This window comes from Marinomonas rhizomae, from assembly GCF_024397855.1.
Classification (GTDB): domain Bacteria; phylum Pseudomonadota; class Gammaproteobacteria; order Pseudomonadales; family Marinomonadaceae; genus Marinomonas; species Marinomonas rhizomae_A.
Genome location: NZ_CP073343.1, coordinates 339,911 through 355,502 on the forward strand (window position 1 = coordinate 339,911; position 15,592 = coordinate 355,502).

The 15,592-nt window shown below is 43.0% G+C and carries 17 protein-coding genes; 15 read left to right on the forward strand and 2 right to left on the reverse strand.

The window, feature by feature from the left end:
- From KDW99_RS01430 to KDW99_RS01500, 15 genes are all read left to right on the forward strand, one after another.
- Positions 1–1,083, forward strand: a complete 1,083-nt coding sequence (locus KDW99_RS01430) for a DUF2169 family type VI secretion system accessory protein (protein ID WP_255827561.1) — start codon at positions 1–3, stop codon at positions 1,081–1,083.
- 14 nt (positions 1,084–1,097) lie between these two features.
- Positions 1,098–2,144, forward strand: a complete 1,047-nt coding sequence (locus KDW99_RS01435; RefSeq protein WP_255827562.1) for a hypothetical protein — start codon at positions 1,098–1,100, stop codon at positions 2,142–2,144.
- Positions 2,137–3,777: a PAAR-like domain-containing protein gene (locus KDW99_RS01440; protein ID WP_255827563.1), complete on the forward strand. Its 1,641-nt coding sequence runs from the start codon at positions 2,137–2,139 to the stop codon at positions 3,775–3,777. Before KDW99_RS01435 ends, KDW99_RS01440 begins: the two co-directional genes overlap by 8 nt.
- Positions 3,778–3,794: 17 nt before the next feature.
- Positions 3,795–4,790, forward strand: coding sequence for a hypothetical protein (locus KDW99_RS01445; RefSeq protein WP_255827564.1), 996 nt, complete (start codon positions 3,795–3,797; stop codon positions 4,788–4,790).
- An 18-nt stretch (positions 4,791–4,808) separates the two neighbouring features.
- Positions 4,809–6,011, forward strand: a complete 1,203-nt coding sequence (locus tag KDW99_RS01450; RefSeq protein WP_255827565.1) for a hypothetical protein — start codon at positions 4,809–4,811, stop codon at positions 6,009–6,011.
- Positions 6,012–6,325: 314 nt separating this feature from the next.
- The gene (locus KDW99_RS01455; RefSeq protein WP_255827566.1) at positions 6,326–7,015 is read left to right on the forward strand and encodes a hypothetical protein; all 690 of its coding nucleotides are present in this window, start codon (positions 6,326–6,328) and stop codon (positions 7,013–7,015) included.
- A gap of 65 nt (positions 7,016–7,080) precedes the next feature.
- Positions 7,081–8,499 (forward strand): PAAR-like domain-containing protein, encoded by a 1,419-nt coding sequence (locus tag KDW99_RS01460; protein ID WP_255827567.1) that lies wholly within the window; start codon positions 7,081–7,083, stop codon positions 8,497–8,499.
- Between the two features lie 10 nt (positions 8,500–8,509).
- Positions 8,510–9,511, forward strand: a complete 1,002-nt coding sequence (locus KDW99_RS01465) for a hypothetical protein (protein WP_255827568.1) — start codon at positions 8,510–8,512, stop codon at positions 9,509–9,511.
- 10 nt (positions 9,512–9,521) lie between these two features.
- Positions 9,522–10,724, forward strand: coding sequence for a hypothetical protein (locus KDW99_RS01470; protein WP_255827569.1), 1,203 nt, complete (start codon positions 9,522–9,524; stop codon positions 10,722–10,724).
- Between the two features lie 17 nt (positions 10,725–10,741).
- The gene (locus KDW99_RS01475) at positions 10,742–11,356 is read left to right on the forward strand and encodes a hypothetical protein (RefSeq protein WP_255827570.1); all 615 of its coding nucleotides are present in this window, start codon (positions 10,742–10,744) and stop codon (positions 11,354–11,356) included.
- A 160-nt stretch (positions 11,357–11,516) separates the two neighbouring features.
- On the forward strand, positions 11,517–11,843 hold the full coding sequence (locus KDW99_RS01480; RefSeq protein ID WP_255827571.1) for a hypothetical protein: 327 nt from the start codon (positions 11,517–11,519) through the stop codon (positions 11,841–11,843).
- Between the two features lie 92 nt (positions 11,844–11,935).
- The gene (locus KDW99_RS01485; RefSeq protein WP_255827572.1) at positions 11,936–12,811 is read left to right on the forward strand and encodes an energy transducer TonB; all 876 of its coding nucleotides are present in this window, start codon (positions 11,936–11,938) and stop codon (positions 12,809–12,811) included.
- A gap of 145 nt (positions 12,812–12,956) precedes the next feature.
- The gene (locus KDW99_RS01490; protein WP_255827573.1) at positions 12,957–13,550 is read left to right on the forward strand and encodes a hypothetical protein; all 594 of its coding nucleotides are present in this window, start codon (positions 12,957–12,959) and stop codon (positions 13,548–13,550) included.
- A gap of 274 nt (positions 13,551–13,824) precedes the next feature.
- Complete coding sequence (locus KDW99_RS01495) at positions 13,825–13,956, forward strand: hypothetical protein (protein ID WP_255827574.1); 132 nt, start codon at positions 13,825–13,827, stop codon at positions 13,954–13,956.
- Positions 13,957–14,130: 174 nt separating this feature from the next.
- Entirely contained in the window at positions 14,131–14,586 is a 456-nt protein-coding gene (locus KDW99_RS01500) for an HNH/endonuclease VII fold toxin-2 domain-containing protein (RefSeq protein WP_255827575.1), read from the forward strand.
- Positions 14,587–14,709: 123 nt separating this feature from the next.
- Here KDW99_RS01500 and KDW99_RS01505 read toward each other — a convergent pair whose 3' ends face one another.
- Positions 14,710–15,093, reverse strand: a complete 384-nt coding sequence (locus KDW99_RS01505) for a DUF2195 family protein (RefSeq protein WP_255827576.1) — start codon at positions 15,091–15,093, stop codon at positions 14,710–14,712.
- Entirely contained in the window at positions 15,074–15,592 is a 519-nt protein-coding gene (locus KDW99_RS01510) for a tlde1 domain-containing protein (RefSeq protein WP_255827577.1), read from the reverse strand. The genes KDW99_RS01505 and KDW99_RS01510 overlap by 20 nt, the downstream gene beginning before the upstream one ends.

A 15,592-nucleotide genomic window follows, 5' to 3' on the forward strand; every position in this document is an offset into this window, starting at 1 on the left:
ATGGAAGTCATCAATAATACTAAGCTGGTTGCCGAAGTCGGAGGTGCTAAAACCAAAGAAGGTTTAGACGCTCTGGTTGTTGCAGTGAAGGGCACATGGTTATTTCCCGATGAAATTGGCCAAGTGTGTGTCTTATCCAAAGAGCCATTACCTCTTATTGACAGTGATGTTCACTTAGATAAGGGAGCGACTATCACCCTACAAGAAAACGACTTTGCGCCGATTAAACCTCAATGTGACGTCATACTAAACGGTCATGCCTATGCACCCAATGGCGAGCCAACCAAAGAATGCATTGTTGGTTTAGACATCGCCGGACAAGTTACCAAACAATTTATGGTAAAGGGCAATCGCTATTGGAAAAAGTCGTTAGGCCGTCTAACACTCACAGATCCAGAACCTTTTTTAAAACAAACCATTGACTACGGCTGTGCTTTTGGTGGCATTGATACCAGTAAAGGGGAAGAAAAAACGGCGGCGTTTGAGTTGAATCATGCAGGGCGAGGCTTTTGCAAAGGTGATAAAGACTCATTGATTGACCAGCCCGGCCCTCATACGGAAGTGATTAACCAAGCAATCTCCAGCACAACAGGTTCTTATCAGCCTATGTCATTTGGTTGTATTGGTCGCGCTTGGCAGCCACGCTTACCGCTAGCGGGTACGTATGATCAGGACTGGATTGATAATGTCAGCCCGTTTTTACCCGATGACTTTGATAATGCCTTCTTTCAGTCTGCGCCTGTAGACCAACAAATGAATTACATACAAGGCGGTGAAAGCGTTGCCTTGTTTAATCTCACCCCCAATGGCAAAGAGTTGTTTACTTTACCGACACAAGAAGTTCACCTGACCATCAAAGACAGTTATGGGACGTTGATCAACGTGCAGTGTGTTGCCGATACCCTAGTCATTGAACCAGATGATAGGCGACTTAGTATTGTCTGGCGCTATTTACATCCATTACCTCGTAACAAACCGAAAATCGACACCTTAATCATTGGTGAGCCAAGCCCTGCTTGGTTAAGAGCTCGGGCCAAAGGTAAACGCTATCGTTCGATGCGTAATCTCTCCAAATTTTCATAGTGGTGTATAGCTGAATGGATCTCTTAATTTCTCATTTTTCTGCGTCGACTTGCCTTGGTGATGGGGGCGATATAAACGGTGCCGCCTTTCGTTGTGGCTACGATGGTTTTACCCAAGTTGAATACAAATTTTCCGACACACAAGAACAAGCGAACTGTGCGCCGGCCATTAACTTGGAAGGGCTGACTGGGTTTAACCGTTTTTTAGCAATGCTTGAGCGTACCTATCAGCAACTAACCGACGTGGCGAACATCGAGCTTTCGACAACACCTATCTTTTTGTGTGCCGCCAGTGACGCTCGGCCCGACGTAGACGATGCTCGTTACCGTGCGGAGCAGCTCTTTATGCATTTAAATGAGCGCTTTAAACGCTCCCCTCACCCAATGGACAGAATTGTTCTTCAAGATAGGGTAGCTACGGCACGAGCATTAGAAATGGCGGATCAGTTTTTAAGTGATCAAACATCTCACATCGTATTGATGAGTGTAGACAGCTTAATGACGCCCGCTGCGCTACGCGCCTTTGAAGGGGATGTGGGGTTTGGTAATGGTCGTATCTTGCGATCTGGTGAGGCTCATGGCTTTGTGCCGGGCGAAGCGGCGGCGGCTTGTGTGGTACAGCGAGCCAGTACTCAAGCTGAGGGCTGTCGCATAGATGGCATAAGCTGGGCACAAGAGTCTGTGTTGTATTCCTCCTCAGAGCCCTTTCGTGGACAAGGTATTGGCGACGCGGTGAGAGCCATTCAAACCATGACAAACAGCCATGCCAGCACCTTTGATTTTCTGATCTCCAGTGTTTCGGGTGAGTCGTATTACTTTGAAGAAGTGGTGATGGCACAAAAACGGCTAAAGCCACCGTATCCTAATGAACAGCCGCTATGGCACCCAGCGGATCAAGTCGGCGAGACCGGTGCGAGCGCCGGCCTATTAGCGTTGCTGCAAGCCTATTACGGTATGAAACAGGGCTACGCGCCGGGACACAGTGCCTTAATGCTATTAAGTAACGATGATGCACACCGTGTTGCAATGAAGATACAGTACCAAGGAGTGGCCCGTGGCTAACCAAGTATTTGCTAATGATTTAGAAATCGCCTGCAAAGCCGCTGCCGGGGTATCGAAAACGTGTTTTCCAGATGTCTGTTTTACACCGCCATCGCCTCCGGCAGGCTGGATCCCTGTCCCGTATGCGAACACAACCTATGCCAAAGACACGGCCAATGCGTCCAAAACGGTGTTTATTACCAATAAGCCCGTGATGCTTAAGGATCACTCCTACTTTAAAACCAGTACCGGTAATGAGCCCGCGGCTGGGCCAAAGGGCATCGCCACTGGTACTAAAAAGGGCAAGGCGTATTTTCGAACCTGGTCAATGAACGTTAAGGTCGAAGGTTATAATGTTACCCGCCATACGGACCTAATGACTCATAACCATAATCCAGCAGTAGGAAATACTGTTACTTGGCAATATCTTGATAGCGCATCGTTAAAAGAAAGTTGCAAAAGCGAAAATAAAAAAATTGAGAAAGCATGCGATCATAGTAAAGATGAGAAAAAAGACCCTAAAAAGAAAAAGCAAAATTGGAAGCAGCGAAAATGCGATGGCCTTAATCTCAGTCCTGTATCACCTAATTCTGCTGGTGACCCTAGAGCGAGATTGCAAGGATTATCAGACGATATTCAAGGTGCGATGGAGTCTCTGGATATAGAGCAAGCAGTCATTGATGTAGGGAAAGAGGTTGCCTTAGAAATAGGTGAGCGAGTAGCTGAGTTTGGTGTAAAACAGTTGGTCAAAAAAGTCCCGATAATAGGCTGGGCATATCAAGCTTACACACTAATGGATGACATCAATGAAGTCCGATATATGTCTCAAGTGTCAGGAGCGGTTAACAAAGAAGCGACTCGGTTGTCAGATCAGTTAAAGAACATTCCTAATAGATTCGATAATCTAAATAACAATATTGATATGTTATTAAGTGACAACTTGAGCGATGATCAGATTAAAAGTATTGCAAGTAAAAAAGGTGTAACAGAAAAAAATGGCAGGCTAGTTAGAACAAAGCAAAACGGTAAGGTAGAAACAGTCGTCACTAAAGAGGGCAAGCTTACCAAAAATGGCAAAAGGATGCTTGGCGGTGAAGTGCAAGGCGATTTGTCAGATATGCAGCGCGCCATTGCAACACTAAACCCTTGTACTCGCGCCCGCAAGTGTACGTTACTACCGTACAAAGAAACGGGTAGTAAAGATCATAGCTCAGATAAAAAGAGTGAGCTTGGTTGCTGTCCGGGACAGACAAAGCACCACTTAATTCCAGATGCCTTTTTTGAGAACCGTGATAACGCTTCTCAGTGTAATAAATATGACTATGATAAAGCCCCTACTATTTGTGCTGAGGGCACGAGCCAATACTTTGGATCTCACGGTGCATTGCATACGGAAATGGATACATTCTCTGCGGACGATGCAGATCCAGAAACCAGTAATATTAGTTACGAGGACGCTCGTGATGCGTCGATAAAGTGTGTGACGCAAGTGTTTCCGCTGAGTATGTGCTCAGAGGATTGTCTACGAGCACAGCTTGATAACTATTACAAAGATATATCGAACTGTTCAGACGATTCGGATTTGAAGTTTAGCAAAATTGGCGCTGAAAAAGACAAAGATCTTAACATTAGTTCAGGTACATTTGAGGAATAATTTAAATAGGTTTATTTATGACACCGGAAAATTATAATAAGCTAATAGGCGGGTTTTATATTGTAAAATCCTACATTAGTGCACCGCATTATATTCAAATCTGCTTAAAAGAAGCGGATGAAATTGATGATAATAAAGAAATGCACGAGTATGATACACGATTTGTTTCTTATATTCCTGAGTTAAAGTCTGAAGATGAAGGGTTTTATGGGGCTCAAGTAACGAATGTTAGTTACCCTGTATCACTTATAGTAGATAAAAAAAGAGGCGTTTCTCTGTCCGATAGATTTAGAGTAAGAGAAACTAAAAAAATAGGCTTTCAGGATATTTATAAGCCTCGCTCTGAATGGGATGATTATACCCGCCGCGGAAATAATCTTCGTATCATTGGTGATCATGTTTATGCCTGCGGCACACTGCGTAAGGTTTTTCGCCGTGATGATGTGGGAGAGTGGACGGATATCACCGATCCCGATCAACATCCTAACCTATTCAAACGCCTCAAGTTTCTAAAAGAAAGAGACGGTAAGTATAGCAATAGTTATGCAGGCTTTGCAGATATTGATGGGTTTAGTGAAGAGGATATTTACGCTGGCGGACGTCATGATTTATGGCGTTATGATGGCGAACGTTGGCATGAAATTCAGTTACCCCAATACCCTAATATCAAATCCGTCGTGTGTGCAAAAGACGGTTATGTCTACGTTACAGGCCGCAATGGCCCACTTGTGCGCGGCCGCGGTGACGAATGGGATATATTGGATATCCCCGCCCTCGATTATAACGAAATGGCGTGGTTCGATGGTAAGCTTTGGCTCGCCAGTGATTATGAGTTAGGCGTATACGAAAACGGTGAATACCGACGCTATGAATTCCCTGACGATGGAGCCGTTCAATTTTCCTTTAAAGGCGTACACGCATGCGATGAGATGCTCATCTCCTACGGACTAGAGCAACTCTTAACGTTTGATGGGGAAGAGTGGGTTGAGCTGATTGGAAGCTTAAGCGTGTAACTGAGGATAACTGAATCAATGCTAAACCCCGTTATTGAACAACAATTAACCATGGATGCGCCGTTTGCTTGGGTGGTTTGGAGCAAAGGGCGTGTGTCTTCCCGCTATGGTCGGTCGGATCTGAACTTTTTTGCTGAGCGTTTAAATGGCTATTTGCAGTGCCTTGATAGCGTTATGCAGGCACACGGCACGGCAAAATCCCTTGATTATGTCTCGTTAGACGATTGGGGTGGTGTGTTTGTGAATGCCTATTTTTCACAGCACTATCGTTCGCCAGAGCATTTGCAAGCGGTGTTTCAGTCTTTGAAAAAAGACGCGCAGTTTGCCGAGTTGATTGATGCCTTGGTCTATCGTTCTGAAGCGGATCTGATGTGGGCGATCCCTCATCTACGCCAAGTAGAAAGCCAAAGCAACGCGGAATGGATCATCGCTCAAGCCTTACATGGTCAGCGTATTCGCGTGGATCAGCAGTATTTATCAGCGTTACTGGCCAGCGATGACAAAGCCTTGTGGATCTCGGCCTTTCAGTTAATGGGCGATCTAAAAATTGACTCTCCTAAACCGCTGATAGAGTGGCGTGAAGACGACGATGAAGCAGTGCGTTTTTATGCTCTGCGAGCCGATATCTTGCTGGGTAATCAGACCCGTATCAGCGAATTGGGCGCTTTTTTACACGCCGACTCAGGCAAATTAGTTGAGGCGCTCTCCTTAGCGCTGGCGCCCCAGCCGATGGATCAAGCGCTACGCATCGTTGAAGCGATCAAACAAATGGATGTGTCGGGGCGCATTAAACTCTGGGCCATGGCCTACAGCGGCTGTGTGCAGACGATTCCTATGATTATCGAATACGCCAAAGATAAAAAACTGAGCCGCATAGCGGGGGAAGTCTTTGCTTGCATTACAGGGGTAGACATTGAAGAAGACGATCTTAGTCCAATTGATCCTGACGATGATCTCAGTGCCCTGAGTGAGGACAAAGACCCATGGCAACAAGACTATGAAATCGACCTTGCCAAGCCCGGTGTGGCTGAGTTGATTCAATGGTGGAATATGCACCAAAGCCAGTTTAATCCTCAGCAACGCTACCTAATGGGGCGGCCTTTCGACGCTGAATCCGTGGCTCATATTATCGAACATGGCAACCAACAGCAGCGCCAATACGCGGCACTGATCAAAGCTCTGCATAACAAACACAGCCCACTGGAACGCATCGACTTCTAGCACCGCTTTTAAGCGACTCAAACTATGAAAAAACATACGCCACGGCATGTAATTTAATCCATGTCGCTGGCAACCTGCGCGTTTTATTGACCTACATCCAGGTCTGCTCTTTAACAATTTGGTCTTTACTTTGTCTTGATTAGTAAAATGCTCTGACGTAAAAACCAAATAGTAACCACTTTGGCTGCTAGCCAGCTACATCGGTGAAACTTCATGGTTGATAACCTCAGAACACGAAGTATTAACTTGTAGTAAAACAGTAACAACATAAAAAAGCGAATACCACAAACATAACTTTTAACAAGGATAGAGAAGTGAATACTGAAACAAACCCTACTAACAGTATGACGAAAAAGCGATTGGAGAGCGGCATAAAACGAACCGTTTTTACAAGTATAATCGCAGGGAGTGTGTTGTTTATGACGGGATGTAACGACACGAAAGAAGCCAGCAAAGACAATTTCAAAGAAACACTCAATCAGTATTTAGGGGATAGTTGCTTTTTGGTGTCGGATAATCGACGTGGGTTTCCAACGAGCTTTGCCATTTTACCCAAAGAAAAGACTTTTTTGTCTATGAAGGATCAGTGGGAGCGTGACGCTCAAGTTCGATACGACGCTTTGGTCGATCTGGGGTTACTCAAGACAGAAGTAGACACTGAGCAATCGGAGAAAACGTACAACTTAACAGAAGCCGGTAAAACTGCTTACACCAATGACGGGTGGAATAGCTTGTCTTCTGGTCGAGCCAAGGCTGGTGTTTGTGTGACACGATTTGAGGTCGATGAAGTGCTTCGTTTTACAGAACCGTCTGCTAAAAATGGTTATACCGTCTCAAGAGTTTGGTATAGCGTTTCGCTTGCTAAAGATGAGCAAGCGAAACAGGAAACATTATTTAAGGCATTTCCAGAATTAACCGAAGTATTGTCTAGTCAAAAAGAGCAATCCGCCATTTTAGTGTTAATGAACGATCAATGGGTACATGAGAAAAGTATCAATCACTGAACATAATTTGGTAATGAACCCCTCTCAATGTGCTGTAGCCAGTCTGGGTTGCGGCACATTTCCTATTGGCTCAGGCTTTAGTGATCGAGCAATTCAAAACGTGTTTTCCAGATGTGTGTTTTACACCGCCATCGCCTCCGGCAGGCTGGATCCCTGTCCCGTATGCGAACACAACCTATGCCAAAGATACGGCCAATGCGTCCAAAACGGTGTTTATTACCAATAAGCCAGTGATGCTTAAGGATCACTTCTACTTTAAAACCAGTACCGGTAATGAGCCCGCGGCTGGGCCAAAAGGTGTCATAACGGGGGCAAAGAAAGGCAAAGCGTATTTTCGAACCTGGTCAATGAACGTCAAGATAGAAGGTTATAATGTTACCCGTCATACGGACATAATGACGCATAATCATAATCCGAAAGTGGGGAATACAGGCACTTGGCGTTACATGGATGGTAAGGCATTGTTTCCCAAATGCAGTCGTGAATTCAAGCGTGTTGAAGAAGCCTGCGGTAGTAAAAAAGGTTCCACTAAAAAAGTTAAGTGGAAACTGTCTAAATGCATGGGACTGAATGTACGACCAAATAGTCCAAAAATCATGTCGAAAAATGATCAATCGGATGTGATGCAGCAGCTTAAAAAGCAAATTAATGGCCTTGATATGAAAGATGCATTATCAGACGCGCTAGGAGCTCTGCAAGAGGAATTAATAAGCAAAGGGGTGCAGTTTGTAGCCAAACAAGCAGCTAAGAAAATCCCTATTGTCGGCTGGGCTTGGCAGGTTTTAACTGTAAAAGACGATATAGAGCAGGTACAGTATTTTAATCAAGTATACGAAGCGGGTAAAAGAGAAGTTGGTCGTATTTATGATCAGGCCGCAGGTCTTAGAAATCGTATGAAAGCCCTATTAGGGGATTTTAAAACAGCTCGAAGCGGGAGCGTGACAGGGAAAAAGCTCGAAAAGCTTGGTGGTAAGATTCAAAAAGAGTTAGCGGATATTCAGCGCACCGTTGCAACGTTGAATGCCTGTATCAGAGCCAGAAAATGCATGCTGGTTCCATATAAACATGCGGATCGTGCCAGTAAAAGTCTCAACTCGACAAATGGTTGTTGTCCCGGACAGAGTGGCCATCACCTTATTCCAGAGTCCTTCTTTAAAGGGAAAACATGTCGCTCTTATAAATCCAGCGAAGCACCAACGGTTTGTGCCGAGGGAACGGGGCATTCACAAGGTTCCCATGGCGCGGCGCATACGGCATTAAACACTTTTGGCGGAGATCTTCAAAAAAATGGGAAAATATCTTATGAAGATGCTCGCGAAGCAGCGATCAAATCACATACGGATACCTTCCCATTAAGTATATGTTCACCTGACTGCCTAAGGTCTCAGTTAGATGACTATCATAAAGGCGATGCGAAGTGTAGCGATGAATCAGAACTAGATTTTGCAAAAATTGGAGAGGATGCTGGAAATGGCCAAATTTAATGTTACGAAAATGAGTCAAGCTTTTTATGAAGAGCACCTATCTGAATATGAGATTATGTATGCCAGTATATCAGAAGAAGGCGATATTCAGATATGCGCTAAAGAAATGATTGATGATCAATCTGGTAGACCTCCCGAGGCAATTGAAGATTATCCCTATAAAATCATCACATTTTCTGAAATTGTTCCCACAGATGATCACCTGCATGCCTCTACATGGACTGGAATAAAGTATCTTTATTCTGCTTTTCTTCCCGATGAAGGACGAAGTGTTGTTTTAACGGATGTATTTAGAGTTTCAGAACGAGATACCCCCATCATGGATATTGGTAAACCCCGCTCTGAATGGGATGATTACACCCGTATGGGGGCTGGTCTAAAGGTCATTGATGAACAAGTTTTTGCAGCAGGTACTTTACGTAAGATATTTCGTCGTGATGATGTAGGAGAGTGGACGGATTTAACTGATCCCGATAAACACCCTAATTTATTTAAACGTTTAAAATATCTAAAAAAGCGAGATGGCAATTATGGGAATAGCTATGCAGGTTTCATTGATTTTGATGGATTTAGTGATGTAGATATTTATGCAGGCGGACGTCGTGATTTATGGCGCTTTGATGGCAAACGCTGGCATGAAATTATGCTGCCGGAATACCCCAGTATTAATGCTGTCTTGTGCGCAGCGGATGGCTACGTCTATGTAACGGGCCGTGGTGGTCCAGTATTACGTGGTCGCGAAGAGCGTTGGGAAGTGCTCGATGCCCCAGCATTAGATTATAAATCACTGGCTTGGTTTGATGGCAAAGTTTGGCTAGGCAGCGATTACGAACTGGGGGTCATGGAAGATGGAAAATACCAACGCTATGAATTCCCAGAAGATGGCCCAGCACAGTTTTCCTTCTTTGGCGTAGACGCAAACGATGACTTACTTATGTCCTACGGTACAGAGCAAGTGATGTTATTTGATGGCAAGGAATGGCTTGAAATGGCCGGCCCAGCACTGTATTAGAGAGCGTGTCATGCTAAACCCCGTTATTGAACAACAATTAACCATGGACGCGCCGTTTGCTTGGGTAGTCTGGAGTAAAGGGCGTAACTCCTCGCGCTATGGCAAGTCTGACTTGGCGTTTTTTGGTGAGCGCTTAAATGGCTATTTGCAGTGCCTTGATAGCGTTATGCAGATCCAAGGCACGGCGAAATCCCTGGATTATGTCTCGTTAGACGATTGGGGCGGAGTGTTTGTGAATGCCTATTTCTCACAGCACTATCGTTCGCCAGAGCATTTACAAGCGGTGTTTCGGTCTTTGAAAAAAGACGCGCAGTTTGCCGAATTGATTGATGCCTTGGTCTATCGCTCTGAAGCGGACCTGATGTGGGCGATTCCACATCTACGCCAAGTAGAAAGCCAAAGCAACGCGGAATGGATCATCGCCCAAGCCTTGCATGGTCAGCGCATTCGCGTGGACCAAAAGTATTTATCAGCGTTACTGGCCAGCGATGACAAAGCCTTGTGGGTATCTGCTTTCCAGTTAATGGGCGATCTAAAAATTGACTCTCCTAAGCCACTGGCAGAGTGGCGTGAAGACGACGATGAGGCGGTGCGCTTTTATGCCCTGCGAGCCGATATCTTGCTGGGCAATCTGCCCCGTATCAGTGAATTAGGCGCTTTTTTACACGCCGACTCAGTCAAATTAGTTGAGGCGCTCCCCTTAGCGCTGGCGCCCCAGCCGATGGATCAAGCGCTACGCATTGTTGAGGCGATCAAACAAATGGATGTGTCGGGGCGCATTAAACTCTGGGCCATGGCCTACAGCGGCTGTGTGCAGACGATTCCTGCCATTATTGAATACGCCAAAGATGAAAAACTGAGCCGCATAGCGGGCGAAGCCTTTGCTTGTATTACGGGAGTGGACATTGAAGAAGATGACTTAAGCCCGATCGATCCTGACGATGATCCCAGTTCACTGAGCGCAGACAAAGACCCATGGCAACAAGACTATGAAATCGACCTTGCCAAGCCCGGTGTGGATGAGTTGATTCAATGGTGGAACACGCACCAAAGCCAGTTTAATCCTCAGCAACGCTACCTAATGGGGCGGCCTTTCGACGCTGAATCCGTGGCTTATATTATCGAACGTGGCAACCAACAGCAGCGCAAATACGCGGCTTTAATTAGCTCTTTGTATGACGCTAAAAAAATTGTCCTCAATATCTACAAATGAAAACACGGGAGAATCAAATGGTTCAAATGGGCTTCAAAGAGCTGACTGAAAGCCAGTTCTTAATTTTAATGAAGAAGGTTTACTTCGAATTTACTCAGTATATAGAACGTCATGGGTGGCTTGTATTTGAAGGGGACTTAGAAATTGATCCTGAGCAGCTGAAATTATTTGAGGATTATAAGGTTATTATCGATGGTGATCTAATAGTTAATGGTGTAATGGACTGTAAGTATGGTGGTTGTCTATTTGTAACAGGTGATGTTCGAGCAAGAAGTATATTTATTCAAGGTACAACCTGTAGTTTTAATGGAATAAGCTATTTTGAAGATGTACTGGTTGTTTTTGGAGGTGATGGAGAAACTGTTTACATTGTGGATCCTAGAGGGCCATTTGTCGGAAATGATATATCCAGCGCCATGATTCAGGCTAAAGAAAAAAATGTTAAGGCATTTGTGGATAATGCCCTTAATGAGTATTTTGGCGATATTAAAAATACTATAAAAGACGAATATTTTGAGGTTGATGAAGACGACTACTTAGATGGTGAGTCAGATGAGCCTTATATCGATTGTTACTGTAGCTCAATTTATAAAGATGTGTTAAAAGGAAAGAGTGTTTTAGTCAAAGGTTAATTGGAACAAGGTATACAGTTACATTATACTTTTAAAATGGTTAATAAGACATCCACTTGATTCAATCTATGATAATGCGGCTGCTTTATCAGCTTACGGATCAAGAACACCAGACGTTTTTCAATATTTATTAACGCTACTAGAAGCCGATATAGATACTGTGTCAATATCAGCTAAGGGCGCGATAGTATCGAATTCATTTGCTCTTTCTTCAAAGGAAAAACTCTCATCCAAAGCTTATTGCACGAGCCAATCTGTTGAAGATTTATTTAATATCACTTTTGAGGTTTTCTTTAAAACCCCATCTGTCGATTATGTCAAAATAATCGCTAAAGCGCTTTGCTATTGGGCGTTGGGTAATGTCAATCTTTGGTGTGCTAATAAAAAAAGCAATCAAGGGTGGTTTTCAAAATTTGATAATCTAGATAACTCGTTCAAAGGCTTAAAAAAAGAAACTATTAGTTTTGTTAATAGTAAATCGCTTTGAGCTGTGTTTTTCACTTTATGGTTATAGTTTTTTTATTTTTATTAATTGAGATTACTAAGTTGAAATGTCTATTTAAAAAGGTTTTTAAAGGAATGATAAGTAAGTTGCGAAATCTATTTAAATGGTCTTTGATGTTGTTTGCCGTACAGTCGATCAGTGCATGTGCTGGATTTAATCGCAGTATCGATGTTCAAAACGACTACTCATCAGAAGTCGATTTTACAGATGCTCCTAAGCTTTATCTGGCGAAAAACTATAGCCCTACAGTCACAAGAGGAATTTTAGAAAATGAATTTTCTGCTTTTGTTCCTGAGGGTGTATACGTTCCTATATTTAAATCAAAAGGTCGCACTTTTTATCAAGCGCCAGAAGGTTTTGAGTATATTGGAAGAGGTAAAGTTGAGTCTTTAGTTGGTGGTTTGGTACAAGTTGAATCGGGACAAAATGAACAGCTTTACGTCTGGTTTTTTCCTAAGCAACCAGAATACTTTGAAATACAGGAAAATGGTGAATGGGTAAAAGACATTAAACCAGGAATCTTGAATATTCTAGGTAGACCATGGGTAGAAGAGGATCTTTTAATTAGACCGAGTGAAGCGGATAAAATTATTTATTCAAGTACTTGTATTGATCTTAAAAGTCTAGATTCTGCAAAGAAGAAGATACTAATGACAGATATTTTTGGAAAGCTTCAGCCTTTATTTAAAAAGTATTATCAATATCCTAGTGAAGCTAGAGAAAAAGGGATAGAAGGAAAAGTTACTGTTAAAATTGTTCTAGGTGAGTCAGGAATTATAAATAAGTATAGGATTTCTGAAAGCTCTGGCTACAAGGTACTTGATGACATCACGCTTCAAACTTTTAAAAAGGTAGAGGCTGAGGCTAAAGTTAAACCTCTAGTATCAAAAGGCATCTGTTTTAATGAAGGTTTGATATTAAACCTTCCTGTTATGTATAGCTTGCGTTAAGTGCTCGTTTTAATTGGACGCTTAATTGGTTTAATTAAATTAATAAAAAGATAGAGCTGTGTGCAAACATAATTTTTTATTTGGTTAATCGTGTTTTAATTTTGAAAATAAATACTTATCAGGTCGATTTATAAGGAGTTAGCGTATGAAGATTGGTGCAAGGATAGTGGGTGCTGTTAGTTGGTTTTGTATAGCTGGAGCTTTTTCTGCTTCTGCGCAGGCAAGTGAAGTGTGTAGCTACCAGCAATCTCAGGACAGTATGCTGCGATTCAATAATATTATGCAGGATTTGAACTTAGAAATAGTAAAAATACAGGCAGCGGGTGAGCCTATCCCTTCAGACCTTCATGAAAAGCTGACGCGCATGGTGGATGAGTCTACACCGTTGAATAAGATGATGGGTCAATTCTCCAGTCCAGAGTCAATGCAGCCTTCTTCAGCTGTGGATCCGGCCATTTGTCAAGGTTACGACGATTTGATTGAGGCCTATGGTGGCGAAGAGGATGGTGCGGTTCAAGTTTATAAGAATCCGACGTGCGACCAAGGATCACTTTGGGCTCGTTATGTAGAGGCGATGCAAGAAGTGAATCTGGCTTTTCAGGAACAGCGAATTTCGAGTGAGGAAGTAGATCAGTTCCGAGTTTTAGATGTTCAAATCGGTCAGTACTCTACTACAGACCTCGGTAAGGCATGTAAGGTTCTTGAAGAATACGAGTCTAAGGTAGGTGCCATTCAATGAAAGTAGGTACTTTACGCAGCTAAGTATTCTTGTTTGTCTGCTCTAACCTAGTTTTACCGATGTGTCTCGATGATCAAATGTACCTTGGTAGTTTTCCTAATATCTCGGCGAACAGGTCTTGGCTGTTTAGATCGAGTTGTTAGTTGTCTATTATCAAGGATCGAACACCATTATAGGTACTTGATTAATGAGCAACAAGACTATGAAATCGACCTTGCCAAGCCCGGTGTGGAAGAGTTGATTCAATGCTGGCAAGCCAACCAAGCGCTACCTAATGGGACGGCCTTTCGACGCTGAATCCGTGGCTCATATTATCGAACGTGGTAACCAGCAACAACGCCAATACGCCGCACTGATCAAAGCCCTGCAAAGCAAACACAGCCCACTGGAACGCATCGACTTCTAGCACAGATTTAAAGCTACTCACACTAAGAAACATACGCCACGGCATGGGTTGAAAACATGTCGTTGGTGGCCTGTGTGTTTTATTGTACTAAATGTGGGTTGGCTCTTTAACAATTTGGTTTTTATTTTTTCTTGCTTAGCAGTGTTTTGGCGTAAAAACTGAATTGCATCTGCTTTGGCTAGTAGCCAGTTAGGCAATGCCTCAACCGGTGGTTGCTGCCCTGGCCAAACGGGCCACCATCTACTCCCCGAAGCGTGGTTATCGGACAGCGCATGCGGTTACAGCAAGTCAAAACATAACAAGGCACCAACGGTATGTGCGGAAGGAGTGGGACATAGTGACGGCACTCATGGAACGTTTCATGACGCCACGGATGATGTAACTGAGGATTATCTAGGTGAAACAGTCAGCATGGATGATGCAATAAATTATGCTCAGAAAGGCCATCAAAATGCAGTGGAAACAGACTTTGGTGAAAGGTGGTTTGGGAAGCATTGTGACCCAGATTGTATTAAAGCCCAGCTAAAAGCATTTTATAAAGATTTTAAATGTAAGCCTACGGTAAAAGATAAAGTGGGTGGAACTGATAGTGGTGACCTTAAAGAGACTAGTGTGAAAGGTGTTAAATAATATGACTAAATATGAAGGTGCTGAATATCGGATGTTGGAAGGTTAACTGCGGCGAAGGTGCATAGCTCAAATTCTGTAGCAGTGATGGCGCTTCTATTTGGAAAGCGCCATTTTTTACGTAAATTAATTGCTACATGAAAAGTTAATCGTCAATTCCCGAGAGGCAATGAGCTTTGAATCAGTGCTTAAAGGCAATAACAGCTCTTGAGATGACAAAACTGAAATTTTAGACCTTAGAACCTGAAAAGGTTCTTCATTACTTTGCACATCGACACTATAATCAAGCAGCATTGATCTACAACCGCACTCATAAGTAGGTTTTTCTACGTTGGCTTTAATAACCATCAATACAGAATTTTTTTCATTCGTAGTATCAACTGGAGAGAAAATAATGCATTTTTCTACTGTATTATTAATTTTAATGTTGTTAAAAATAATTTCATTAGCATATGAAAAAATGCTAAACGTACATGCTAAAAAAGCAATACTATACTTTAGTACCACCATTTGTTGAAACTCCCTTATATGCAACTTTTATAATTAGTACTTTTTTACTTCTGGTGGAATTCACATGCTTGAGGAGAGGAAATATTTTTGTCTCAACTTCAATGCAGCCATGGCTGTAACCTTTCGTTGAATCGTGAATATAAAATCCACCTCTTTTAGTAGGTAAACATCTATCTTTAGTTGCTTGATCTGCAGGTTCCATTCTAGCACGGTTATTACCCCAATTTTCCCAGTATGGCTCGCAGAGCCCTGCTAGTTCGCCACGAGGTATTTCTTGAATGCCCCATGATGGTCTTAGAGCACAACGCCCTAGCCCTTTATCTGTAGCTACTCCGTGGTCAGAAATAAAAATTTTATAGTATCCTTCAGGTATTGGGCCTGAATCTGGAGTACAAGATTGATCAGGTACTTGGTGATCAGGAAGCCCCGATGTTGCCTTAAAACTCCCATGCTTTCCCCATTCAATAGAGGTTCCATTATATAACATGTCTTCTAACAT